This window comes from Paenibacillus sp. FSL M8-0334 (genome assembly GCF_038000405.1).
Taxonomy (GTDB): domain Bacteria; phylum Bacillota; class Bacilli; order Paenibacillales; family Paenibacillaceae; genus Paenibacillus_AQ; species Paenibacillus_AQ campinasensis.
Genome location: NZ_JBBOCH010000001.1, coordinates 318,483 through 342,207, shown reverse-complemented (window position 1 = coordinate 342,207; position 23,725 = coordinate 318,483). Strand labels below are relative to the sequence as shown.

The window sequence follows — 23,725 nt, the reverse complement described above, 5'->3', positions numbered from 1 at the left end:
AGGTTTTTCGATGGTAAAAAAAATCAAACTGCGCACCGTGTTCATAGGGGGATGTATTATCCTCTTTTTTGCTTTATTGATTGGTCGGGTGTTTTATCTGCAGGTTATTGACAATGATTTTTGGCGGGAGAAGGCCTTAACTTATTGGTCGCGCCAGCAGCCGCTGCCTGCCAATCGCGGTACGATCATGGACCGGGACGGCGACGTTCTGTCCATGGATGCGCCAGCGTATACGGTCGTTGTCAATCCGAAGGTCATTCAGACGAATGGACTGGAGGATAAGGTGGTTTCCGGTCTTCATGAAATCCTCGGCAAGGATGAAGGCGAGCTTCGCGAATTGGTAAGAGCCCAGGATGACAAGGGGGAATACTTGATCAACCGCGAAGTGCGAAATGAAGGCTTGAAGATTGACCAGGATACTAAGCTGGAGGTCGAGGCGTTCTCTGAGAGTCTCAAGCAGGAGCTCCGGGACGAAGGCAAAACGCCGGATTCGGGCATCGGCTTCATCAATGAGAAGAAGCGTTTCTATCCGAAAGGCTCTCTTGCTGCCCATGTGCTTGGATATATCGACAGGGAAGGCAAGGCAGTCGGCGGGGTCGAATCCTATTACAATGAGCTGCTGCAAGGCAAGGACGGTTTTGCTGCTTACAAGAGTGACAAGAAGGGAATTAAGCTTCCCAGTGAGGATGACTTATACCAACCTGCCATTAATGGGAAAAATTTAGTACTGACGATTGATGATACGATCCAGTATTATATCGAAGATGCCATGCGCGAGGCCTATGAGCAGTACAAGCCCCAGAGCATCACGGTCATTGCGGCAAACCCGAACACGATGGAGATTCTCGGCATGGCCAACCTGCCGACCTTTGACCCGAATACATACTGGGATGTGCCGAATGTCGGCAACTTCTTCAATCATGCGGTCGGTTCAGTGTACGAGCCGGGCTCCACCTTTAAAATTGTAACACTGGCCAGCGCCGTGCAGGAAAAGCTGTTTAACCCGAACGCCTATTATGAATCCGGTTCGATCAAGGCGGGAGGCAGAACCCACTACGACATCAGGCGGCACTGGGGAACGATCAGCTACCTCGAAGGGGTGAAGCGATCGAGCAACGTGGCCTTTGTCAAGCTGGGCTACGAAATGCTTGGTGCCGAAAGGCTGACCAACTACATTCGCGAGTTTGGATTTACGGAAAAATCGGGCATTGATCTGCCTGCGGAATCTCTCGGCATCATCCATATGAATAATGATTCGGATATTTCAACGCTGACTTACGGCTATGCAGTATCGGTTACGCCGATTCAGCAGATCGCGGCGATTTCCGCCGTGGCTAACGGCGGCAAGCTGCTGAAGCCGTATATGGTGAAGGAGATTCAGGATCCGAATACCGGTGAAACACAGAAGATCGAGCCTGAGGTAATCCGGGAAATCATCACCCCGGAAACGGCGAGAGAAACCGGAACATATCTGGAGCAAGTCGTTGCCGATCAGGTCAACGGTTCCGGCAGACTCGCTTATATCGATGGATACCGTGTAGCAGGCAAAACCGGTACGGCGATTAAATCGACCGGAGGCTACCGCGACCGGACGAAGCAGGTGTCTTCTTTCGTCGGATATGCCCCGGTGGATGATCCGAAGATTGCCGTCATCGTCATCATTGACGAACCGAAGGAAGAGGTCGGCGGCGGCGCGGCTGCTGCCCCGGTGTTCCAAAAGATCGTCTCGCAAACGCTCAGCTATTGGGGCATTCCCAAATCGCAGCAGGATACTGACAACAGCAAGGGGAACGCGCCGAAGGCGAAGGATGCAGCGGCTGAGGTTCGAATGACCTCTCCGGATCTAAGCGGTATGAGAATCAGTGAAGTGAAGGATAAACTGCTCCAGGACGGCTTCGCCTTTGAGGTGCTCGGCAGCGGGAATACGGTGAAGGGACAGTATCCTGCCCCGGGAGCGGTAATGACTTCCGGACAGCGTGTCTATGTGCTGACCGAGGACGACCATGCAATGACGATTCCGAATCTGCATGGTGAATCGCTGCGGGACGCGATGGAGGTGCTCACCTTGATGAAGGTGAGAGTCATTGTCCAGGGCGAGGGCTATGTCACCAAGCAGGTGGAGAGCTCAGAGAATGGGCAGCGCACGGTAACGCTGACTTTGAGAACGGCGGAAGAAATGCTGACCGGCGCAACCGATTCGGAGGAAGAGGAACCCGAAACTCCGGATGAAGAGGCTGAATCGGATGGCAGCGCGGAGACCGACTCGGCGGATGCTGAAGGGCAGGGTTAGCGAGGTCAGCAACGAGGAATAGCTTGTTCTATCCCCGGCTTGTACCGAATACTCATGAGATAAACACCAGTTCATGGGTTTACAGGCTTAAGTCGGGGAGGGAAGCAAGGTGAAAGTTTCCAAGGTATCTCAGCGAAGAAGATTGCTCTGGAGCCTGCTGCTGCTGCTCTTGATGTTCTCGGCCCTGATCGTCAGACTGGCTTACGTCCAGATTGGACAGGGAGCCGAATTGTCCGCGAAGGCGGAGGAGTTGTGGCGGCGGGACATTCCTTTTGCAGCCAAGAGGGGAGAAATATTGGACCGTAACGGAACCGCGCTTGTGACCAGCATCACGACACCGACCATCTGGGCGATTCCCGTCCAGATCAAGGACGCGGACCATACGGCCCGGACATTGGCCCCTCTGCTTGGCATGAACGAGGCTGACGTGAAAAAAAGTATTACGAAACGTTCGAGAATAGAACGGATCAATCCCGGCGGACGAAAAATTACGATGGAGCTGGCTCAGGAAATTCGTGATTTGAAGCTGCCGGGTATCGTTGTTGCCGAGGATAACAAGCGGTATTATCCTTATGGTGATCTAGCTGCTCATATTTTAGGCTTTACGGGCGCCTATAATCAGGGGCTGACCGGACTTGAGGCGATGCATGATGATAAGCTGATGGGCTTTGACGGCAACATCTCTTATCTGTCCGATGCGAGCGGGAAGCAAATGCCGAATTCGACGGAGAAGTATGTGGAGCCCCGGGACGGGCTCAGCCTGGAACTGACGATTGACAAATCGATTCAGGCGATTATGGAACGCGAGCTGGATCAGGCGATGGTCAAGTATCAGGCCAATGGCGCATGGTCGATTGCCATGAATCCCAATACAGGCGAGATTCTGGCCATGGCCTCGCGCCCGGGCTTCTCGCCGGGGAAATACCAGGAATTCGAGCCGGAAACGTACAACCGGAATCTTCCGATCTGGATGACCTATGAGCCGGGCTCAACCTTCAAGATCATTACGCTGGCTGCTGCATTGGAAGAGGGAAAGGTAGATTTAAAAAACGACCACTTCTTTGATTCCGGTGCGGTTGAGGTCGGCGGAGCCCGGCTTCGCTGCTGGAAGAAGGGCGGTCATGGCAGCCAGACATTTATGGAAGTGGTGCAGAATTCGTGCAACCCCGGATTTGTTCTCCTGGGCCAGAAGCTGGGCAAAGAAAGCCTGTTCCAATATATCCGCGATTTTGGCTTTGGCGCCAAAACCGGAATTGACCTGAACGGGGAAGAGAACGGGATTCTGTTCAAGCTGGAGAATGTCGGTCCGGTTGAGCTGGCGACAACCGCTTTCGGCCAGGGGGTGTCGGTGACACCGATCCAGCAGGTTGCCGCGGTCTCTGCGGCAATTAACGGAGGCAAGCTGTATAAGCCTTATGTGGCCAAAGCCTGGATCAATCCCGAAACGGGCGAGAAAGTGGAGGAGATTGAGCCGCAGCTTGTGCGCGAGGTCATCTCCGAGGAGACTTCGAAGCAGGTCCGTGAAGCGCTGGAGAGCGTGGTGGCCAAGGGAACGGGACGTCCGGCATTCATCGACGGCTACCGGGTCGGAGGCAAAACGGGAACGGCGCAAAAGGTAGTGAACGGCAGGTATTCTTCCACCGAGCATATCGTGTCTTTTATCGGATTTGCCCCGGCGGATGATCCGCAGATTGTTGTGTACACCGCCGTTGATAATCCGAAGGGCATTCAGTTCGGCGGCGTAGTGGCGGCACCGATCGTTCAGAACATTCTGGAGGATGCGCTGCGTTACATGGATATTCCGCCTCGCAAAGATCAGATGGCGCGCGTGTACAAATACGGGGAAACCCCGATGGTAACCGTGCCGGACCTGGTGGGAGCGACCGTTCAGGATCTGTACGAGGATTTGAACATGAATTTCATGCTGGCCAAATCGGGAACGGGCAACACTGTGATCTCCCAGGCTCCTAAGCCGGGAACCCGGGTAGAGCGCGGCTCGACCATCCGCATTTATATGGGAGAGGATTCCGAGGCAGGGCATGAACATTAAGATACGTATTGGTTTTATTATCCGGCCCTCGTTAACCGGATGATCAAGGATATAGAGAGAAGAGGGATTGCAATGAAATTGTACGAACTATCATCCGTGCTGGCAGCAGCAGTCGTTGATGGAGACGGTGATGTTGAGATTTCGGATCTGCAGGTGGATTCCAGACAGGTGAAGGCGGGTGATCTGTTCATCTGCTTGCCGGGGCACACCGTGGATGGCCACGACTACGCAGCGCAGGCAGCCGCTAGCGGAGCCAGCGCACTTATCGTCCAGCGGAAGCTTGATATTGACCTTCCGCAAGTTATCGTTAAGGATACCCGGCTGGCTATGGCCGCGATGGCTGACAAGTTTTTCAACCAGCCTAGCGCGCGTATGAAGCTGATCGGTGTGACCGGAACGAACGGAAAAACAACGACCACGTACCTGATCGAACGCATTCTTCAAGACTATGGTGTGAAAACCGGATTGATCGGCACGATTCAGATGCGATACAACGGGCAGTCATTCCCGATGCCAAGAACGACTCCGGAAGCGCTCGACCTTCAGCGTTACTTGAACGATATGGCGAGCAGCGGAACCGAATGCTGCGTGATGGAGGTATCCTCCCATGCGCTGGAGCAGGGGCGGGTGAAGGGAACAGACTTCCGGACGGCAATTTTCACGAATCTGTCGCAGGATCATCTGGACTACCATCATACGATGGAAGATTACCGGGCTGCGAAAGGGTTGTTTTTTGCCAGACTGGGGAACGCTTTTGCCAAGGACGAGAACAAGCGCAAATATGCCGTGTTGAACGCGGATGATGAGGCATCGGCTTATTTTGCAAAGCTTACTGCAGCCGAAGTGATTACTTACGGCGTACAGGAGGATGCAGACATTCGGGCAAGCCGTATCGTCATCACGGCGCAGGGCACTTCCTTCCATGTGGATACGTTCCGCGGCAGCGCGGATATCTCGATCCGGATGGTCGGCAAGTTCAACGTATACAATGCGATGGCGGCCATTGCTGCAGCGCTTCTGGAAGGCATTCCTCTGGAAGACATCAAGAACAGCCTTGAAGCCGTGCCGGGTGTTGACGGCCGGGTAGAGGTTGTAGATGAAGGCCAACCGTATGCGGTCATCGTGGATTATGCTCATACCCCGGATGGTCTGGAGAACGTGCTGCGAACCGTGAATGAATTTGCCGAAGGTCGTATCCTGACCGTGTTTGGCTGCGGAGGGGACCGGGACCGGACGAAGCGGCCGATCATGGGGAAAATCGCCTCCAAGTACAGCGACCTTGTATTTGTTACATCCGATAATCCCCGCACAGAGGATCCGGAGCGAATTCTGAAGGATATTGAAGCGGGACTGATCGAGGAAGGCGTGTCTAAGGCCAGCTATGAGCTCATCGTGGATCGCCGTGAAGCGATTGAAAAGGCTATTGAAATGGCAAGCCCGGGCGATGTAGTATTGATTGCGGGGAAAGGTCATGAGACCTACCAGCTGATCGCGGGCGAAGTGCTTGACTTTGACGACCGCATCGTAGCTAAAGACGCGATAAGGGGCAGACTAAAGTGATCCATAAAACATTGCGAAGCATCGCCGACATGTGCGGCGGAACGCTTTCGCCAAACCTTGACGAGAATACGATGATTCATGGGGTCGGCACCGACTCCAGAACGATACAATCCGGCCAGCTCTTCGTCCCGATTGTCGGAGAGAAGTTTGACGGTCACCAGTTTGTCCGTCAGGTGCTGGACCAAGGAGCAGGAGCCGCGCTGTGGCAGCGGGATCATGGACCGGCGCCGGAAGGCCCTGTCATTGTGGTAGAGGACTCGCTGGCGGCGCTTCAGGCGCTGGCCAAGGCGTATTTGCGGCAGAGCGGTGCCAAGGTTGTCGGCATCACCGGCAGCAACGGCAAAACGACCGTAAAGGATATGGTATCCGCCCTGCTTGAGACACGGTATAAGGTGCATAAAACGAAGGGCAATTATAACAATCACATCGGGTTGCCGCTGACCGTGCTGGCGATGGAGGAAGGCACCGAGATCATCGTGCTGGAGATGGGCATGAGCGGGCGGCATGAGATCGAGCTGCTGTCCGGACTTGCGAATCCGGATATTGCTGTTATTACGAACATCGGTGAGGCCCATTTGCTGCAGCTCGGTTCACGCGAGGAGATTGCGCGGGCGAAGCTGGAGATTATTAGCGGGATGAAGCCTGGCGGACTGCTCATCTATCACGGTGACGAACCGCTGATCTCGCGGGTGCTCGAAGAAGCGTCGACCATTAAGCCGGAAGGTCTTCAGACCTTTACGTTCGGAACCGGCAGTGATAACGACAGCTATCCGACAGGCCTGATGTTCCACGGCAAGGGAATTGTGTTTACCTCAAGCCGATCTGCCGGGGAGGCGTTCAGCCTGCCGCTGCTTGGACAGCACAACGTCGTAAACGCACTTGCCGCCATGGCGGTGGCCAGCGAGCTCGGGGTCAGCGAAGAGGAGATTCGCGAAGGCTTTGAGGGCCTCAAGCTTACCGGCATGCGGATTGAGTGTATTGAAACGCGTCATGGCGTAACGGTGCTGAACGATGCTTACAATTCCAGTCCGACAGCCGTCAAGGCTGCCGTGGATGTCCTCGGGAACATGAAGGGGTATCGGCGCCGCATTGCTGTGCTCGGGGACATGCTTGAACTCGGTCCGAAGGAAGCGGAGTTCCATGCGGAAATCGGCCATTACTTGTCTCCGGACAAGGTGGACATCGTGTTTACTTACGGCCCGCTGTCCCGTCATACGGCGGAAGCCGCACGTCAGTATTATCCGGAGAACAGCGTGTTTGCTTATACAGATAAGGAGGCGCTGATCGCCTCATTGATAGAGCAGATCACCAGCAAGGATGTTGTGCTGGTCAAAGCCTCGCGCGGAATGAGGCTTGAACAAGTCGTCGAGGCACTTGCGGAACTGCCTGGCGGAAACAATGGAAGTAGGGGGTGAGCGGAATGGACTATCAATTGCTGCTGCTGACGATCGCTGTATCGTTTGTCATCGCCGTTATTTCAGCTCCGCTGCTTATTCCGCTCCTGCGCAGAATGAAATTCGGCCAACAGGTTCGGGACGACGGTCCGCAGAGCCATCTGAAGAAAGCCGGGACGCCGACGATGGGCGGCGTTGTCATTCTGTTGGCGTTTACGCTCACGTTTATTAAGTTTTCGCCGGTAGATACCGATTTCTATGTTATGCTGGTTGCCACGCTCGGCTTTGGTTTGATCGGATTTCTGGACGATTATATCAAAATCGTATTCCGCAGATCGCTCGGACTGACCGCGCGTCAGAAGCTGCTGGGGCAGCTGATCTTTTCCGGGGTAATGTGCTGGCTCCTGATCTCCAACGGCCATAGCACCGCCATCGGAATGCCGGGAATGAGCTGGTCTTTTGACTGGGGCCCGTGGTTCTACTATCCCTTCATCGTGATCATGATGCTGGCCATCAGCAATGCCGTCAACTTTACAGATGGTGTGGACGGACTGCTGTCTGGTGTCAGCGCCATCGCATTTGGCGCCTACGCGATCATTGCGATTCAGTCCACCTCGTTTGCAGCTGCGTTCTGCGCGGCGGCGATGATTGGTGCCGTGCTTGGCTTTCTCGTGTTCAATGCACATCCGGCCAAGGTGTTTATGGGGGATACAGGATCGCTCGGTATTGGGGGCGCCATCGGCGCAATTGCGATTGTGACCAAAAGCGAGCTGCTGTTCCTCGTGATCGGCGGGATTTTTGTCATCGAGATTCTTTCGGTGGTCCTGCAGGTCATATCCTTCAAAACGAGAGGCAAGCGGATATTCAAGATGAGTCCGATTCACCATCATTTTGAGCTGTCCGGATGGTCGGAATGGCGTGTTGTTATCACGTTCTGGACCGTCGGATTGATCCTTGCGGTGCTCGGACTTTATATCAACAAGGGGTTGTAGAAATGAAGCATCCAGAACGATACCGTGATCAAAAAGTGGTTGTGCTTGGCCTTGCCAAAAGCGGAGTCCAGGTAGCCAAGGTGCTCCACCAGGCAGGCGCGGTTGTCATTGTTAATGATCGAAAAGAGCGGGACCAGTGCCCTGAGGCTTCGGAGCTCGAAGCTTTGGGGATTTCTGTTGTGTGCGGGGGGCATCCGGATGACCTGATTGATGCGCAGGTGGCGCTTGTGGTGAAAAATCCGGGCATTCCGTACTCGGTTCCGCCAGTTCAACGTGCGATTGGGCTTCAAATTCCGGTAGTGACGGAGGTCGAGGTCGCGTACCATCTGTGCCGTGCCCCGATAATCGGCATCACCGGTTCGAACGGGAAGACGACGACGACAACCTGGGTGGGACAGATCCTCCAGGCTGCCGGCATGTCTCCGATCGTTGCCGGAAATATCGGCATTCCGCTTACCGAAGCAAGCCAGGAGGCCACGGAGGAGCAATGGATGGTTGCCGAGCTGAGCAGCTTTCAGCTGAAAGGCACCGAGGATTTCCGGCCTCGCATCGCTTGTCTGACGAACGTAACAGAGACCCATCTGGATTATCACGGGGGCATGGATGATTACGTTGCATCCAAGGCCAGACTGTTCCGCAATCAGACCGCTGAAGATACCGCTGTGCTCAACTGGGATGATCCCGTGTGCAGAGGCCTCGTGCCCTACATCAAGGCCCGGGTGCTTCCGTTCTCGATGAACGAGACGCTTCGGGAAGGTGTCTATGTGTCGCCGCCTTACATACCGGGGACCGAGGACCAACTGGAGCGGACGATCGTTTATACAGATGACAAAGGCTTTACGCATGAGATCATCCGTGTGGAGAACATCGGTATACCGGGACGCTTCAATGTGGAGAATGCGCTCGCTGCCAGCTGCATCGCGATTGCCGCCGGCGCGCAGCCGTCCCAGCTGGAGGGCCCGCTGTCCAGCTTCCGCGGGGTGGAGCACCGTCTGGAATATGTGAGAGAGACGGACGGCATTGTCTATTACAACAACTCGAAGGCGACCAATGCCAAGGCAACCAGCATGGCGCTCTCTTCCTTCACCCAGCCGATCGTGCTCATTGCGGGCGGACTGGATCGCGGCACGGACTATGATGAGCTGGTGCCTTTTCTGCAAGGCAAGGTGAAGGCTGCGGTACTGCTTGGTCAGACCAAGGATAAATTGGCGGATGCGGCACAGAAGGCCGGGATAAACACGGTCGTCCTCGTCGATAATGGGGAGGACGCCGCCCACACGTTGACCCTGGCTGTTCAGAAAGCTTCCGGCCTGGCCGAAGCGGGAGATATCGTGCTGCTGTCGCCTGCATGTGCCAGCTGGGACATGTTTCCTTCCTATGAGGTTCGGGGACGCATTTTTAAAGAGGCGGTGCATAATCTTTAAGTAGGGGGGTGTGGATAAGCCCCTACTTTGGATGTTCGAGGTGGCCTTCCTATGAACAAGAACCGTCAGGCGCCCGATCTGTGGCTGCTGATTTGCATTATGGCCCTGCTGGCCATCGGTCTGGTCATGGTATACAGTGCAGGCTCTGTGCTTGCCTTTCATGATTATGGCGACAAGTTTTACTTCGTGAAACGACAAGGTTTATTTGCGGTATTGGGGCTGGTCGCGATGTATTTCACCTCCAATATCGATTTCAGAGTATGGAAGAAATATAGCAAGCTCATTCTGCTAGTCTGCTTCTTTCTGCTTGTCATCGTGCTTATTCCGGGCATCGGCGTCGTTCGCGGCGGCGCAAGAAGCTGGCTTGGCATCAGCTCTTTTGGCATTCAGCCCTCCGAGTTTATGAAACTCGGCATGATTCTGTTTCTTGCGAGATGGCTCAGTCAGAAAAACTATGATATTACGAATTTTTCCAAGGGGCTGCTGCCCCCGCTCGGACTGATCGGTCTGGCCTTCGGCTTGATTATGCTGCAGCCGGATCTAGGTACCGGAGCGGTGATGCTGGGCGCCGCGATGATGATTGTATTTACCGCAGGGGCCAGCCTGAAGCATCTCGGCTTCCTGTCCCTCGGCGGCATTGCCGGCTTCGTCGGTCTGATTCTCGCCGCACCGTATCGGTTGAAGCGAATTACCGGCTTTCTCGATCCGTGGTCAGATCCGCTTGGAACGGGTTATCAGATCATCCAGTCTCTCTATGCGATCGGACCTGGCGGGCTCGGCGGCCTGGGACTTGGCATGAGCCGTCAGAAGCATGCCTATGTGCCGGAGCCGCAGACAGATTTTATATTCTCCATATTGGCTGAGGAGCTCGGATTCATCGGCGGGTTGACAGTGCTGCTTCTGTTCGCTGCGCTCGTATGGCGGGGCATGCGCATTGCCATGACGATCAGCGACGGCTTTGGCAGCCTGCTGGCCGTGGGCATCATCGGCATGGTGGCGATCCAGGTTATCATTAACATCGGGGTCGTTATCGGATTGATGCCGGTGACGGGCATCACCCTGCCATTGATCAGCTACGGCGGCAGTTCCTTGACGCTGATGCTGACAGCGCTCGGCATTCTATTAAATATATCCCGTTATGCGAGGTGAACCGGCATGCGTGTCGTACTAACAGGCGGCGGTACGGGGGGGCACATCTACCCTGCCGTTGCCATTGCCAGACAGTGTGAGGCTGAGGAGCTAACATCTCAGTTTTTATATATCGGGGGCAAGAGAGGTTTGGAAAGCAAGCTTGTCCCGCAGGAGAATCTTCCTTTTGAAAGCATAGATATTACCGGATTTCGGCGCAGCCTGTCACTCGAAAATGTGAGGACGATCATGCGCTTCTTCAAGGGCGTCAGCAGATCGAAGAAGCTGCTGTCGGACTTCAAGCCGGATATCGTTATCGGCACCGGCGGTTATGTATGCGGACCGGTCGTATACGCTGCGGCCAAGCTGGGCATCCCGACATTGATCCACGAGCAGAATGCCATTCCGGGTCTGACCAACCAGTTTCTGAGCCGCTATGCGGACACGGTAGCGGTCAGCTTTGAAGGCTCGGAGAAGGCGTTCCCCAAAGCGAAAAGAGCAATTTATACCGGAAATCCACGCGCGACGACGGTGATGTCCGCCAATCGTGAGCGTGGATTTGCTTCGCTTGGGATTCCAAGCGACAGCCCGATCGTGCTTGTTGTCGGGGGCAGCCGCGGAGCCCGGGCCATCAACGAGGCGATGAAGGGGATGGCAGCGATGATCGACAGGCTCCCTGGCGTTCATTTTGTATTTGTAACCGGGGAGACGTATTTCGAAGGAACACGGGAGGCGATTCGCAGCGAGCTTGGCACGATGCCAAACCATCTGCATATCGTTCCGTATATTAGCAATATGCCGGAGGTGCTGGCTGCTACGTCGCTGATCATCAACCGGGCCGGGGCTTCGTTCCTTGCGGAAATTACGTCGCTTGGCATTCCGTCCATTCTGATTCCGTCCCCGAACGTGACCAACAACCATCAGGAAGCCAATGCCAGACAGCTGGAGGAGGCTGGCGCTTCTCGCATGATCCTGGAGAAGGATTTGACAGCGGAGCGTCTGTTCGGACAGATTGAGGACATTATGAAGAGCGGCGATGTGCTAGGCGCGATGACCGAGGCATCGCGCAAGCTTGGAAAGCCGGATTCGGCAGCCGTAATTGTTGAAGAGATTCGGAGGCTGACGGGCAAACGGTAAAACGGCCGGACGATTGTCACATCCCTATAGAGCGTGACATAAGATACTCTATAATCGTGACGCACCCATGAGGCCGACATTATGACACCCGGCCATCTCTTCGCCCCGTCGCAAAGATATGGCCTTTTGGTTTGGAAAGTCAAGGGAGGTTTATGTTAGATGCAGCAATGGAAATCGCTACTATCTGAGGCCAATGTCGGGGCTGTGCTATGGAATGAACCGCTGGCAAAATATACGACATGGAAGATTGGCGGACCGGCCGATGTGCTGATTGTCCCTGAAACGAAGGAGCAGCTGTCGGAATTGGTCACTCTTCTCCATGCCCATCAAATCCCGTGGATTCTGCTGGGCCGGGGCTCCAACATGCTCATTGCCGATAAAGGCATACGCGGGGCGGTCATCAAGCTCGGTAAGGGGTTTGAGCATTGTAGCTTTGACGGATGCACGGCATCTGCCGGCGGCAGTATGTCGTTCGTTAAGCTCAGTGTTCTGGCCGGAAAACAAGGATTAACGGGTCTCGAATTTGCCGGAGGCATTCCGGGCTCGGTCGGAGGGGCCGTGTACATGAATGCCGGCGCCCATGGGTCGGATGTGTCACGCATATTTAAGTCCGCTGACATTGTACTGGAAACAGGGGAATTGGTTACTTATGCTGCCGAGGATATGGCGTTTGATTACCGGCATTCCATTCTGCATGAGCGAAAAGGGATTGTAACGGGGGCGGTATTTGCACTCGAATACGGCGACCGCGAGCAGATTTCTGCGGTTATGGCATCCTACAAGGATCGCCGCCGGCGTACACAGCCGCTGCAGTCGGCGACCGCAGGCAGCGTATTTCGGAATCCCCCGGGCGACCATGCGGCCAGGCTCATTGAAGCAGCCGGACTCAAGGGGCTTCGGATCGGAGGAGCGGAAATTTCCGTGCAGCATGCCAATTTCATTGAGAACACCGGTCAAGCGACAGCAGAGGACGTGCTTGCCCTGATGGAGCATATCAAGGCCACCGTAGCCGACAAGAACGGGATCCAACTGGTGCGGGAGGTCTATGTGATGGGTGAGCGGTAAACTCGGAGGTGATACATTGGACAAATTGGTGATTGAGGGTGGAAATCCCCTATCAGGAACCATTCGTATCCATGGTGCAAAAAATGCTGCTTTGCCGATTCTGGCGGCAAGTCTTCTTGCCGAAGGGACTGTCCGTCTAAGCAACGTTCCGCATTTGCTCGACATTGAAGTGATGCTCAGCATATTGAACCGCCTCGGCTGCAAAACCAGACATGAGCTGGAGACGGTCACCGTGGATACGGCGTCAGCCAATTCGTCTCACGTCCCGGAAGATTTAATGAAGCAGATGCGCTCCTCGATCTTTTTGATGGGACCTCTGCTGGCCCGTTTCGGTGAAGTGACCATTTATCAGCCTGGCGGCTGTGCGATTGGCGAACGGAAAATTGATCTGCATCTCAAAGGACTCAAAGCGCTCGGCGCCGAAATCATAGAGGGCGACGAGAAAATCCACTGCCGTGCGAGCCGATTGACAGGAACGGATATCCATCTGGACTTTGCCAGTGTCGGAGCAACTGAAAATATCATGATGGCAGCTGCTACAGCAGCGGGAACAACCGTCATTACCAATGCAGCGAGAGAACCGGAAATCCAGGATCTCCAGCATTTTCTCAACAAGATGGGGGCGAATATTGTCGGAGCCGGGACCGATACGATTACGATTCATGGCGTAGAGCGACTTGAGCCATGTGAGTATGAGATTATTCCCGACCGCATCGTTGCGGGAACTGTCATGATTGCCGCAGCGGTAACAAGAGGCAATGTCACGCTGACGAAGACGAATCCGTCGCACTTATCATCGCTAATCCATGTGCTCAAGCGTGCTGGTGTTCAAACCAGTGCCTGCAATGATATAATGAACATAAGCTGTATGAGCCGCCCCAAAGCTGTGGAGCGGATCGTAACATCGCCGTACCCGTCCTTTCCTACCGATCTTCAATCACAGGTGATGGTTCTCCTGTCATTGGCAGACGGGTTTAGCGTCATGAAAGAGACGGTGTTCGAGGGACGCTTCAAGCATGTGGAGGAGTTGTCCCGAATGGGCGCAGACATTTCAACGGATATGAACTATGCATTTATTAGAGGCGTACAGAGAATTTATGGTGCTACCGTAGAGGCAACGGATCTGCGTGCCGGAGCCGCGCTGGTTATCGCCGGCTTGGCTGCGCAGGGAACGACTGTCGTGGAACAGGTGCATCATATCGATCGCGGTTACGATCGGATTGAAAACATGTTCCAAGGCTTGGGCGCCCGGATTTATCGAGAGACCCCGGTGCCACGGCCGCTTGATTTAGCCAATTGAGGTCCTAGGCGTCCCCTCCTTCACCGATAGGAGGGGATGACAGGCTTTATGGAGAGAGAGGATATGTCCAAGACACCCATGCCTGTCCTGAAAGAGGACAAGCCCAGACCGAAAACAGCCAGGAAAATCATATGGATACTGCTGCTGCTGTTTATAGCCCTGCTGACCATCCTGTTCTTCCGTTCCCCGGTCAGCCAAGTGACGGATATCGAAATCACGGGTAATACGTTTAATACGGATGAACAGCTGCTTGAGGAGAGCGGAGTCAGGGTTGGCGACCAGTTTTTTGGTGTTGATCCGGATAAAATTGGTGAGCGTCTGCAGGCTCTTGGCACGATTCGGGAGGCGCAGGTGATCAAGACGTTCCCCGGAAGCATCAGCATCGTGATTGAAGAACAGCCCACGGTCGCTTACGAGCTGACCAGTGACGGTTCGCTTCTGGCGATTCTGGCCAGCGGCACATCCGTGCCTGTATCAGCCAGCGGCATCGCGGTAGAGAAGCCGATTCTGACGAACTGGGAGCCTTCCGATCCGAACAAGGCGAAGCTGAGCGAGGTGCTGGCCGATATTCCCGGCAGCCTGACCTCGGATATTTCCGAGATCACACCGTCGCCGACCTTGTCATTTCCAGATCGGATTAAGCTTTACACACGCTCCAAGTTTGAAGTCATTACTACCGTTTCCCTGCTGAAGGATAAAGTGGAGTACCTCAATCAGGTAACCGAAGTGGAGCAGCCGGGTCTCATTACGATGCTGGAGGCGGACTCCTATGTGCCTTTTGTTGCCGAGTCTGAGGACGAAGAAGGGGAATAAGCCCCCCCTACTCAGCGATAGGAATAAATGGTACAATTGAGAGTATTGGCAAGCTGGTGCAATTCGATTCTTCTATTGAAATTTTAGTGCCTTTTGAATAGCAAATGTTGGCACTAAAAAATATGTAGAAAAAAGAGGGATAGCCCGGCGAATGTTGAATAAATAGAGTTGTGTCATTATAATGGTATTTATTTTGCTAAAAACAGGAGGTGCCAGGGCTTGAGCAACAATGACATCATTGTTAGTTTGGACATCGGTACATCCAAAGTTCGTGCTATTATTGGGGAAGTTAATAATGGAACCTTTAATATTATTGGAGTTGGATCTGCCGACTCGGAGGGAATTCGCAAAGGTGCAATTGTAGATATCGACCAAACGGTACAATCCATTCGCAGTGCTGTAGATCATGCGGAGCGTATGGTCGAGATTCAAATATCCGAAGTATATGTCGGCATTTCAGGCAGTCATATTGGACTTCAATCGAGCCATGGTGTGGTGGCAGTATCGAACGAGGATCGCGAGATTGGCGAGGAGGATATCGATCGGGTGCTGAAGGCAGCCGAGGTTGTCGCTTTGCCTCCGGATCGCGAGATTATCGATGTCGTCGCAAAACAGTTTATCGTTGACGGTTTGGAAGGAATCTCCGATCCGCGAGGAATGATCGGCGTTCGCCTTGAGGTGGAAGCTACGATTGTTACTGGCGCCAAAACGGCAATACATAACTTATTGCGATGCGTAGAAAAAGCAGGTCTGAAGGTGAAGGATCTGGTGCTGATTCCGCTTGGAGCAGGTCAGCTTGCGTTGTCCAAGGACGAGAAAACGATGGGTTCTGTCCTGGTGGACGTCGGCGCAGGATCAACCACCTTGACGGTTTTTGAAGGCGGCAGTCTTGCGGCTACCTCAACACTGCCGGTCGGCGGGGAGTTCGTAACGAATGATATCGCATACGGCCTCCGGACATTGACCGACCAGGCCGAGAAGGTCAAATTGAAATACGGGTGCGCCCTTATCGAAAGCGCGGCTCCTGATGTTGCATTTAAAGTAACGAGAATCGGAAGCAACGTAGACAAGGAATTCACGCAAGAGGATTTGGCGGCCATTATCGAACCGCGGGTTCAGGAGATTTTCCAATTGGTACGTCAAGAAGTGAAGCGCTTGGGTTACAATGAGCTTCCCGGAGGTTATATACTTACGGGTGGCACGATGTCCATGCCCGGTGTGCTGCAGGTGGCACAAAATGAGCTGGCGACTTCCGTGCGAATTGCCATACCGGATTATATCGGTGTTCGTGATCCGGGATTCTGCAGCGGAGTCGGCATCCTCCACAATGCGATCCGAAACATCCGAGTCCGCAATACAGGAGGAAGCAGCAGTGGGAATACCAAGAAACCGGTGAACCGCGCCAAGCAGCATAATCCTGTCGCAGCAACTCAGGAGAGCAGCCAGAAGCCGGGATTTATCGAGCGCTTGAAGAAGATGTTCAGTGAGTTTATATAGCGGATTCATTTGACAGTGGACGTGCCATCCACGCACATTGAGGGGGAGATGGATTAGATGTTGGAATTTGATTTTGAAATGGAGAGCTTGGCTCAAATTAAAGTCATTGGTGTAGGTGGCGGCGGCAGTAACGCGGTGAACCGAATGATCGAGAACGGCGTGCAAGGCGTGGAATTTATTACGGTAAATACCGATGCCCAGGCGCTCCATCTTGCTAAATCCGAGCATAAACTGCAAATCGGGGACAAGCTGACTCGCGGGCTTGGCGCAGGTGCCAACCCAGAGGTCGGCAAAAAAGCGGCCGAGGAGTCCCGTGATTTGATTATGAATACGCTGAAGGGTGCCGACATGGTGTTCGTAACAGCAGGCATGGGCGGCGGTACCGGTACCGGTGCAGCTCCTGTGATCGCTGAAATTGCGAAGGAATGCGGCGCATTGACCGTCGGTGTAGTCACCCGTCCTTTCACTTTTGAAGGCCGTAAGAGATTCTCGCAAGCGGAGCTTGGCATTGAAGCTCTGAAAGAGAAGGTAGACACCCTGATCGTGATTCCTAACGATCGCCTGCTTGAAATTGTTGACAAGAAGACGCCGATGCTGGAGGCATTCCGTGAAGCGGATAACGTACTCCGCCAGGCTGTGCAAGGCATCTCGGACCTGATCGCCGTTCCCGGCTTGATCAACCTCGACTTTGCCGATGTCAAAACAATCATGACCGAGCGCGGCTCCGCACTGATGGGAATCGGAATGGCAACCGGTGAAGACCGGGCGTCCGAGGCGGCTCGCAAGGCGATTATGAGCCCGCTGCTTGAAACTTCGATTGAAGGGGCACGCGGGGTCATCATGAATATCACAGGCGGCGCGAACCTGTCCCTGTACGAAGTGAACGAAGCGGCGGAAATCGTCACCTCGGCTTCGGATCCGGAGGTCAACATGATCTTTGGTGCGATTATCGATGAGAAGTACAAGGACGAGATCAAGGTTACGGTCATTGCCACCGGCTTTGAGAGCAAAGCAGCTCCGGCTGCCCCTGGGCGCCGCACGCAGCAGCCTTCCCAGCCTGAGCAGCATCAGACGCCAGCTGAGAAGAGCAACGTGAATTTAAGACCGTTCGGCAATCAGAGTGCCAGCGATCAGCTGGACATTCCTACATTCCTTCGCAATCGTTCTCGCAATAATGACTAATCGAGGAGCTTCCAGGCCTATCAGGCCTGCGAAGCTCTTTTTGGTTTCCGGCTTTATACTGCCGTTTATCCATGTAAGAGATTTAGCCGCCTGATCCGCTGTATCCTCTCATAACTTCCGCTGGGTCGACAAAAAAAGTCGGTGGACACCTCCCAGGTTTAGACAGACTTTGATTCCTATCCTTTTTATACTAGAAACATCTCCCGGGACCCTGAAAATGCCGCATGAAATGAACGGATATGATCCGAAAGAGACGGGTGAGGATACTGGTTGTTTATATCGATCTGATATTCATCGTCAACCTGCTGATTGACGGCATATTGCTTGCCCTGACAGCCTGGATGCGAAGAATCCGGCCGCGTTTATGGAGAGTGGCATGCTCCTCCTTGCTTGGGGCGATGTATGTCGTGATGATGTTTGTGCCGGAACTGTCGTTCCTGTACACCTTTCTCATTAAATTCATGCTATCCCTCATGATGATCTGGATCGCTTTCGGTTATGCAAGTCTGCAGGAATATATCCGCAATCTGGGCGCTTTCTATATCGTGAACTTTGCCATTGCCGGGGGGATTATCGGGTTCCACTATTTCCTGCAAAGTTCAGGTGAGCTGTTTGAAGGGATTTGGTATAGCGCGACCGGGGGACTGTCCTTTGAGCTGAAGGTGGGGTTCTGGTTTGCATGTATTGCCTTTTTTGTAGTTGTATTCGCGTTCAAGGCGGTTCAGACCACCAAACGCAAAACCGAGAGCCGGGAGACGCTGTTGGCTCCTGTCACCGTATGGATTGGCAGTACGAAAGTACAGTGCACCGGTCTTCTGGATACAGGCAATCAATTGAGCGATCCGTTAACGCGGACCCCCGTCATGGTCATGGAGGCTTCGCTATGGGAGCGAGAACTGCCCCCGGGCTGGAGTGATAAACTGATGGGCGGGGAGCCGGACAAACTGATCATGGAAGCGGATGTATCGGCATTTGCCTGGCAGGATCGATTGCGGCTTGTCCCCTATCGGGGCGTGAACCGGGGGGCGGCATTCATGCTGGCCATCAAACCGGACATGATCCGCATTGAGCTTGGCGGGATGGCCTATGAAACGACCAAGGTGTTGATTGGATTGGACGGAGGGCGACTGTCAGGCGACCGGGCTTACCGGGCGATTATTCATCCCGGGTTGATAGAAGGGGAAGGAATGCCGATTGCGGCCGGCGGCTGTGATGCTGCGAACGCGGAAGGCGGCATGATGGCGCATGAACAGGAAGCTGAGCGAACGGTCGGCTAACCGAATGAATGCGTGACCTGCTTGCCTTGCGAAGATCGGTTAGGGCGCCAATGAAGGATGGATGAGACTGCTTCTTGTTCAAGAGGCGAGGCAATTTCTACGACGTTTGTTTTCCAGCCGGAAAACGTTTAGGAGGAATAAACGGATGCCAGTGAAATGGAGATTAGCGCTGCAGCTGCAGTATTATCGGGTGTTGTTTTTACTGGGCTTGAAAAGCCAGGAGATCTATTATATTGGAGGAAGTGAAGCGCTTCCGCCTCCGCTGACGAAAGAGGAGGAGGAGTATCTCCTAAAAAAGCTGCCTTCAGGCGATGCGGCAACCCGCGCGATGCTGATCGAGCGCAATTTGCGTCTCGTGGTCTATATTGCCCGCAAGTTTGAGAACACGGGAATCAATATCGAGGATCTGGTGTCGATCGGCGCGATCGGTCTGATCAAAGCGGTCAACACGTTTGACCCGGAGAAAAAAATCAAGCTGGCTACCTATGCCTCGCGCTGTATTGAAAACGAGATTCTCATGTATTTGCGCCGCAACAACAAAACGCGGAGCGAGGTGTCTTTTGACGAGCCGCTGAACATCGACTGGGATGGCAATGAACTGCTGCTCTCCGATGTGCTCGGAACGGAAAATGATACCATTTACCGCAATATCGAAGAACAGGTAGACCGTAAACTGCTGCAAAAAGCACTGGATAAACTGAGCGACAGGGAGCGGATGATCATGGAGCTCCGGTTCGGCCTTCAGGACGGGGAAGAGAAGACCCAGAAGGATGTGGCTGACCTGCTCGGAATCTCGCAATCTTATATTTCCCGACTGGAAAAAAGAATTATCAAGCGGCTCCGCAAGGAATTCAACAAGATGGTCTGAGGTGAAATCGCTTTGGAATAAAATGCACCCTCAAGGAGATAATGTACAGTAATGTTTCTCCTTGGGAGGTAAGCCATCATGACACGAAACAAAGTTGAAATTTGTGGTGTGGATACGGCAAAGCTGCCGGTTCTGACTAATGTGGAAATGAGGGAACTGTTCCATGAGCTGCAGCAAAACAATGAGCGGTCAGCTCGTGAAAAATTGGTGAATGGCAACTTGCGGCTCGTGCTGAGCGTCATTCAGCGATTTAACAATCGGGGGGAATTTGTGGATGACCTGTTCCAGGTCGGCTGCATCGGTCTGATGAAGGCCATCGACAATTTCGATCTGTCCCAGAATGTAAAATTTTCCACTTACGCCGTGCCGATGATCATCGGAGAGATTCGCCGCTATTTACGTGACAACAATCCGATTCGCGTCTCCCGTTCCCTGCGTGATATCGCTTACAAGGCGCTGCAGGTCCGAGATCAACTCACCAACGCGAACTCCCGCGAACCGACTATTTTCGAAATTTCCGAGGCGCTTAACGTGCCTAAGGAAGACGTTGTTTTTGCACTCGATGCCATTCAAGATCCCGTATCTTTGTTTGAGCCGATTTATCATGACGGGGGAGACCCGATCTATGTGATGGACCAAATCAGCGATGACAAAAATAAAGATGTATCCTGGATAGAGGAAATTGCGCTTCGGGAAGCGATGCACAAGCTGGGGCAGCGAGAAAAAATGATTTTGTCCATGCGCTTTTATGAGGGGAAAACCCAGATGGAGGTCGCCGATGAGATCGGCATCTCTCAGGCGCAGGTATCGAGGCTGGAGAAGTCCGCGATCAAGCAGATGCAAAAACATGTAAAGTCCTGAATGAAACTTGCAATCAAACCAGATAGCGATCCCGTGCGCGGGATCGTTTTTTCATGCCTTGCGCGCGCATTTCGGGAATGGGCGATACAAAAAATAAAGTTATTTTAACGGCTGGCCACATATATTGAACTATAGGATGAGGCGTCATAAATACATCTCGGGTGTGATGGCATGATACCAGATCAGATGGTGGGGAAAAAAATGAAAATTTCCGACTTTCAAACAAAGGATGTTATTAATATTATCGACGGCAAGCGGCTGGGGCAGGTGAGCGACCTGGAGCTCGATTTGCGTCAGGGACGCATCGAAGCGATCGTGGTCCCTAGCTACGGCAAGTTTATGGGGCTGTTCGGAGGGGGCAGTGAACTGATCATTCCATGGCGAAATATCGTGAAAATCGGCTCTGACGTCGTGCTGGTCAAGATGGAGGAATTGAGAAGGCCGGAGGAGCAAGAGCCTCACGGTTATCTGGACCGGCCGGACCGGCCTGACAGACGAAGTTTCTAACGCAGGTCAAATCGAAGCCGTCGGCGCTGTTCGATAGGTTGCCTTGGGCAGGTTTTCTGGTACACTGGGATAGAGGTGAATGACATGGAACCGTTTGTAGGAATGGCTCGAAGCGGTCCCAAGCTGCTCGCTCTTGAGGAGTGGGAGAAGTTGGGCGCGTCGTCGGGGTTGACGGCAGGCTTTACGGGGCGTGAAGGCGGCGTCAGCAGCAGCCCGTATCACAGCCTGAATCTGGCCTTTCACGTCGGGGATGAGCCGGAGGATATTAAGCAGAATCGCAGCCGGGTTGCGGAAGCGGTCGGGTTCACGCTGGCGGACTGGACTTGCGGCGAGCAGGTTCATGGCAGCCGGGTAGCTGTTGTCAGGGCAGACGACAGAGGCAAGGGCAGTCTGGACCGGGAATCTGCTTTTCAAAATACGGACGGACTGGTGACCCAGGTGCCTGGGGTGCTGCTGACCTCCTTCTATGCGGATTGTGTCCCGCTCTATTTCTGGGACCCCATAGAGGAAGCGGTCGGTCTGGCTCATGCCGGATGGAAAGGCACGGTGGCCGAGATCGCCCGGCATATGGTGCAGACGATGGCTGAGACATACGGCAGCAAGCCTGAAGCTATTCGCGCGGCCATTGGGCCTTCGATCGGCGTATGCTGCTACGAGGTGGATGAGCGGGTCATGTCGCGCGTGCGCGAATTAGGTCTGGAACGCTCCGGCAACGCTGGCGATTCCGGGATGTATATCGACAAAGGCAACGGGAAATACATGCTGAACTTGAAAGAAATAAACAGACACATTATGATTAAAGCAGGAATATTGCCGGAACATATCGAATGTACAACATGGTGTACAAGCTGTAGTCATGATTTTTTCTTTTCTTACCGCAAGGACGGGGGAACGACAGGGCGTATGGCAAGTTGGATCGGGTTAAGAAAGAGGTGAACCGTCCCTTGAGTTTGTTGGAACGTATGGATCAAGTGCAGCAGCGCATAGCGGAGGCTTGCCGCCGCAGCGGCCGGGATCGTCAGGATGTCAACATCATTGCGGTGACGAAGTATGTCTCGCTGGAGAAGACAGCGGCGGTGCTGGATCACGGTCTGCAGCATATCGGCGAGAACCGCTGGCAGGATGCCAAGAGCAAGTGGGAGGCTTTGGGTGACCGGGGCACCTGGCATTTTATCGGTCATCTCCAGACGAATAAAGTGAAGGATGTCATCGATAAATTCCGGTACATCCACTCGCTGGACCGGCTGTCGCTGGCGAAGGAACTGGAGAAGAAAGCTGCTGCGTTGAATATACAAATATCCGCCTTTTTGCAGGTGAATATATCGGGAGAGGAATCGAAGTACGGTCTTCCTCCCGAGGAAGCAGCCGGCTTCCTGAAGAGCATCAGCAGTCTGGAGCATGTCCGCGTCATTGGACTGATGACGATGGCCCCTTATGAATCGGAGGCTGAGGACACGCGCCCTGTATTCCGCGGTCTGAGACAACTGAGAGATGAGCTGAACAGGCAGGCGCTTACCGCCGAGCCGCTGACCGAGCTGTCGATGGGGATGTCTAATGATTTTGAAGTGGCCATAGAGGAAGGGGCGACATGGGTACGCCTCGGCTCGATTCTAGTGGGAAAAGAGGAGGAGTGACGATGGGCGTGATGAACCGGTTTATGAACTTTATCGGGCTGCAGGAGGAAGAGGAAGTTGTAGAGCGGGAGGCGCTGACCTCTCAGGAAGACCAGGTGGAGACACCGTTTGAGAACCGCAAAAATCAAAATCAAAAGGGCAGCAATATTGTGAGCATACATTCGCAGAAAAATGTGAAGGTGGTGCTGGCTGAGCCTCGCTCCTATGACGAAGCTCAGGAGATTGCCGATCATCTGCGCTCGTTCCGGACCGTGGTGGTCAATCTGCAGCGCGTGCGGAACGATCAGGCGCTGCGGATCATTGATTTTCTAAGCGGAACGGTGTATGCGCTCAGCGGGGGCATCTCCAAGGTGGGCAGCAACATTTTTCTGTGCACGCCGGATACGGTGGAAATTCAGGGAACCATTTCCGAGATTTTAGCTGACGAACAAGACTATAACAGAATGAGGTGATATTTCTTTGACGAATATTTATAGCATTGTCGAATTGCTGTTTCAAATTTATTTCTACATGATTCTCGTGTATGTACTGATGTCCTGGCTTCCGAACGTAAGAGAAAGCTTTATCGGAGAGCTGCTGGGCAAGCTGGTGGAGCCGTATTTGTCTCCATTCCGCCGCTTTATCCCGCCGATCATGGGCATGATCGATATTTCCCCAATCGTTGCGCTGTTTGTGCTGCGGCTGGCTCAGAACGGGGTATATGCGATCCTCGGATATTTTGTATAACGATAAAGGGCGTGTGACCA

21 protein-coding genes are annotated in these 23,725 nt (G+C 53.6%); all 21 read left to right on the top strand.

The features are described from left to right. Positions 1-10 precede the first annotated feature (10 nt). The 21 genes from MKX64_RS01555 (at position 11) to MKX64_RS01455 (ending at position 23,705) form a co-directional block, all read left to right on the top strand. The gene (locus MKX64_RS01555; RefSeq protein WP_095263163.1) at positions 11-2,290 is read left to right on the top strand and encodes a penicillin-binding transpeptidase domain-containing protein; all 2,280 of its coding nucleotides are present in this window, start codon (positions 11-13) and stop codon (positions 2,288-2,290) included. A 109-nt stretch (positions 2,291-2,399) separates the two neighbouring features. Continuing rightward, positions 2,400-4,340: a stage V sporulation protein D gene (locus tag MKX64_RS01550; RefSeq protein WP_095263164.1), complete on the top strand. Its 1,941-nt coding sequence runs from the start codon at positions 2,400-2,402 to the stop codon at positions 4,338-4,340. Between the two features lie 72 nt (positions 4,341-4,412). Continuing rightward, entirely contained in the window at positions 4,413-5,900 is a 1,488-nt protein-coding gene (locus MKX64_RS01545; RefSeq protein ID WP_095263165.1) for a UDP-N-acetylmuramoyl-L-alanyl-D-glutamate--2,6-diaminopimelate ligase, read from the top strand. Further along, positions 5,897-7,315: a UDP-N-acetylmuramoyl-tripeptide--D-alanyl-D-alanine ligase gene (locus MKX64_RS01540; RefSeq protein WP_095263166.1), complete on the top strand. Its 1,419-nt coding sequence runs from the start codon at positions 5,897-5,899 to the stop codon at positions 7,313-7,315. The genes MKX64_RS01545 and MKX64_RS01540 overlap by 4 nt, the downstream gene beginning before the upstream one ends. Before the next feature lie 5 nt (positions 7,316-7,320). Beyond that, positions 7,321-8,286 carry a phospho-N-acetylmuramoyl-pentapeptide-transferase gene (mraY, locus tag MKX64_RS01535; protein ID WP_095263167.1) on the top strand — a complete coding sequence of 322 codons (966 nt, stop codon included), beginning with the start codon at positions 7,321-7,323 and terminating at the stop codon, positions 8,284-8,286. A gap of 2 nt (positions 8,287-8,288) precedes the next feature. Further along, positions 8,289-9,710 carry a UDP-N-acetylmuramoyl-L-alanine--D-glutamate ligase gene (gene murD, locus MKX64_RS01530; protein ID WP_095263168.1) on the top strand — a complete coding sequence of 474 codons (1,422 nt, stop codon included), beginning with the start codon at positions 8,289-8,291 and terminating at the stop codon, positions 9,708-9,710. 51 nt (positions 9,711-9,761) lie between these two features. Then, positions 9,762-10,859: a stage V sporulation protein E gene (gene spoVE / locus MKX64_RS01525; protein ID WP_095263169.1), complete on the top strand. Its 1,098-nt coding sequence runs from the start codon at positions 9,762-9,764 to the stop codon at positions 10,857-10,859. A 6-nt stretch (positions 10,860-10,865) separates the two neighbouring features. Beyond that, positions 10,866-11,975, top strand: a complete 1,110-nt coding sequence (gene murG, locus MKX64_RS01520) for an undecaprenyldiphospho-muramoylpentapeptide beta-N-acetylglucosaminyltransferase (RefSeq protein ID WP_095263170.1) — start codon at positions 10,866-10,868, stop codon at positions 11,973-11,975. Between the two features lie 159 nt (positions 11,976-12,134). Then, on the top strand, positions 12,135-13,040 hold the full coding sequence (murB, locus tag MKX64_RS01515) for a UDP-N-acetylmuramate dehydrogenase (protein ID WP_341035246.1): 906 nt from the start codon (positions 12,135-12,137) through the stop codon (positions 13,038-13,040). Between the two features lie 16 nt (positions 13,041-13,056). After that, positions 13,057-14,340 carry a UDP-N-acetylglucosamine 1-carboxyvinyltransferase gene (gene murA, locus MKX64_RS01510; protein WP_095263172.1) on the top strand — a complete coding sequence of 428 codons (1,284 nt, stop codon included), beginning with the start codon at positions 13,057-13,059 and terminating at the stop codon, positions 14,338-14,340. 63 nt (positions 14,341-14,403) lie between these two features. Further along, positions 14,404-15,153 carry a cell division protein FtsQ/DivIB gene (locus tag MKX64_RS01505; RefSeq protein WP_341035245.1) on the top strand — a complete coding sequence of 250 codons (750 nt, stop codon included), beginning with the start codon at positions 14,404-14,406 and terminating at the stop codon, positions 15,151-15,153. 219 nt (positions 15,154-15,372) lie between these two features. Beyond that, positions 15,373-16,650: a cell division protein FtsA gene (gene ftsA / locus MKX64_RS01500; protein WP_095263173.1), complete on the top strand. Its 1,278-nt coding sequence runs from the start codon at positions 15,373-15,375 to the stop codon at positions 16,648-16,650. Between the two features lie 57 nt (positions 16,651-16,707). Continuing rightward, positions 16,708-17,832 (top strand): cell division protein FtsZ, encoded by a 1,125-nt coding sequence (gene ftsZ, locus MKX64_RS01495; protein WP_095263174.1) that lies wholly within the window; start codon positions 16,708-16,710, stop codon positions 17,830-17,832. Between the two features lie 239 nt (positions 17,833-18,071). Next, the gene (gene spoIIGA, locus MKX64_RS01490; RefSeq protein ID WP_176475444.1) at positions 18,072-19,109 is read left to right on the top strand and encodes a sigma-E processing peptidase SpoIIGA; all 1,038 of its coding nucleotides are present in this window, start codon (positions 18,072-18,074) and stop codon (positions 19,107-19,109) included. Between the two features lie 145 nt (positions 19,110-19,254). Further along, complete coding sequence (sigE, locus tag MKX64_RS01485) at positions 19,255-19,977, top strand: RNA polymerase sporulation sigma factor SigE (protein WP_007129475.1); 723 nt, start codon at positions 19,255-19,257, stop codon at positions 19,975-19,977. 78 nt (positions 19,978-20,055) lie between these two features. Beyond that, complete coding sequence (gene sigG, locus MKX64_RS01480; RefSeq protein ID WP_095263175.1) at positions 20,056-20,838, top strand: RNA polymerase sporulation sigma factor SigG; 783 nt, start codon at positions 20,056-20,058, stop codon at positions 20,836-20,838. Positions 20,839-21,009: 171 nt separating this feature from the next. Continuing rightward, positions 21,010-21,345, top strand: coding sequence for a YlmC/YmxH family sporulation protein (locus MKX64_RS01475; protein WP_095263176.1), 336 nt, complete (start codon positions 21,010-21,012; stop codon positions 21,343-21,345). An 84-nt stretch (positions 21,346-21,429) separates the two neighbouring features. Continuing rightward, on the top strand, positions 21,430-22,281 hold the full coding sequence (gene pgeF / locus MKX64_RS01470) for a peptidoglycan editing factor PgeF (protein WP_341035244.1): 852 nt from the start codon (positions 21,430-21,432) through the stop codon (positions 22,279-22,281). Between the two features lie 8 nt (positions 22,282-22,289). Then, positions 22,290-22,979, top strand: coding sequence for a YggS family pyridoxal phosphate-dependent enzyme (locus MKX64_RS01465; RefSeq protein ID WP_095263178.1), 690 nt, complete (start codon positions 22,290-22,292; stop codon positions 22,977-22,979). Positions 22,980-22,981: 2 nt separating this feature from the next. Beyond that, positions 22,982-23,431, top strand: a complete 450-nt coding sequence (locus tag MKX64_RS01460) for a cell division protein SepF (RefSeq protein ID WP_095263179.1) — start codon at positions 22,982-22,984, stop codon at positions 23,429-23,431. A gap of 16 nt (positions 23,432-23,447) precedes the next feature. Next, positions 23,448-23,705, top strand: coding sequence for a YggT family protein (locus tag MKX64_RS01455; protein WP_095263219.1), 258 nt, complete (start codon positions 23,448-23,450; stop codon positions 23,703-23,705). The last annotated feature ends 20 nt before the right edge of the window (positions 23,706-23,725 follow it).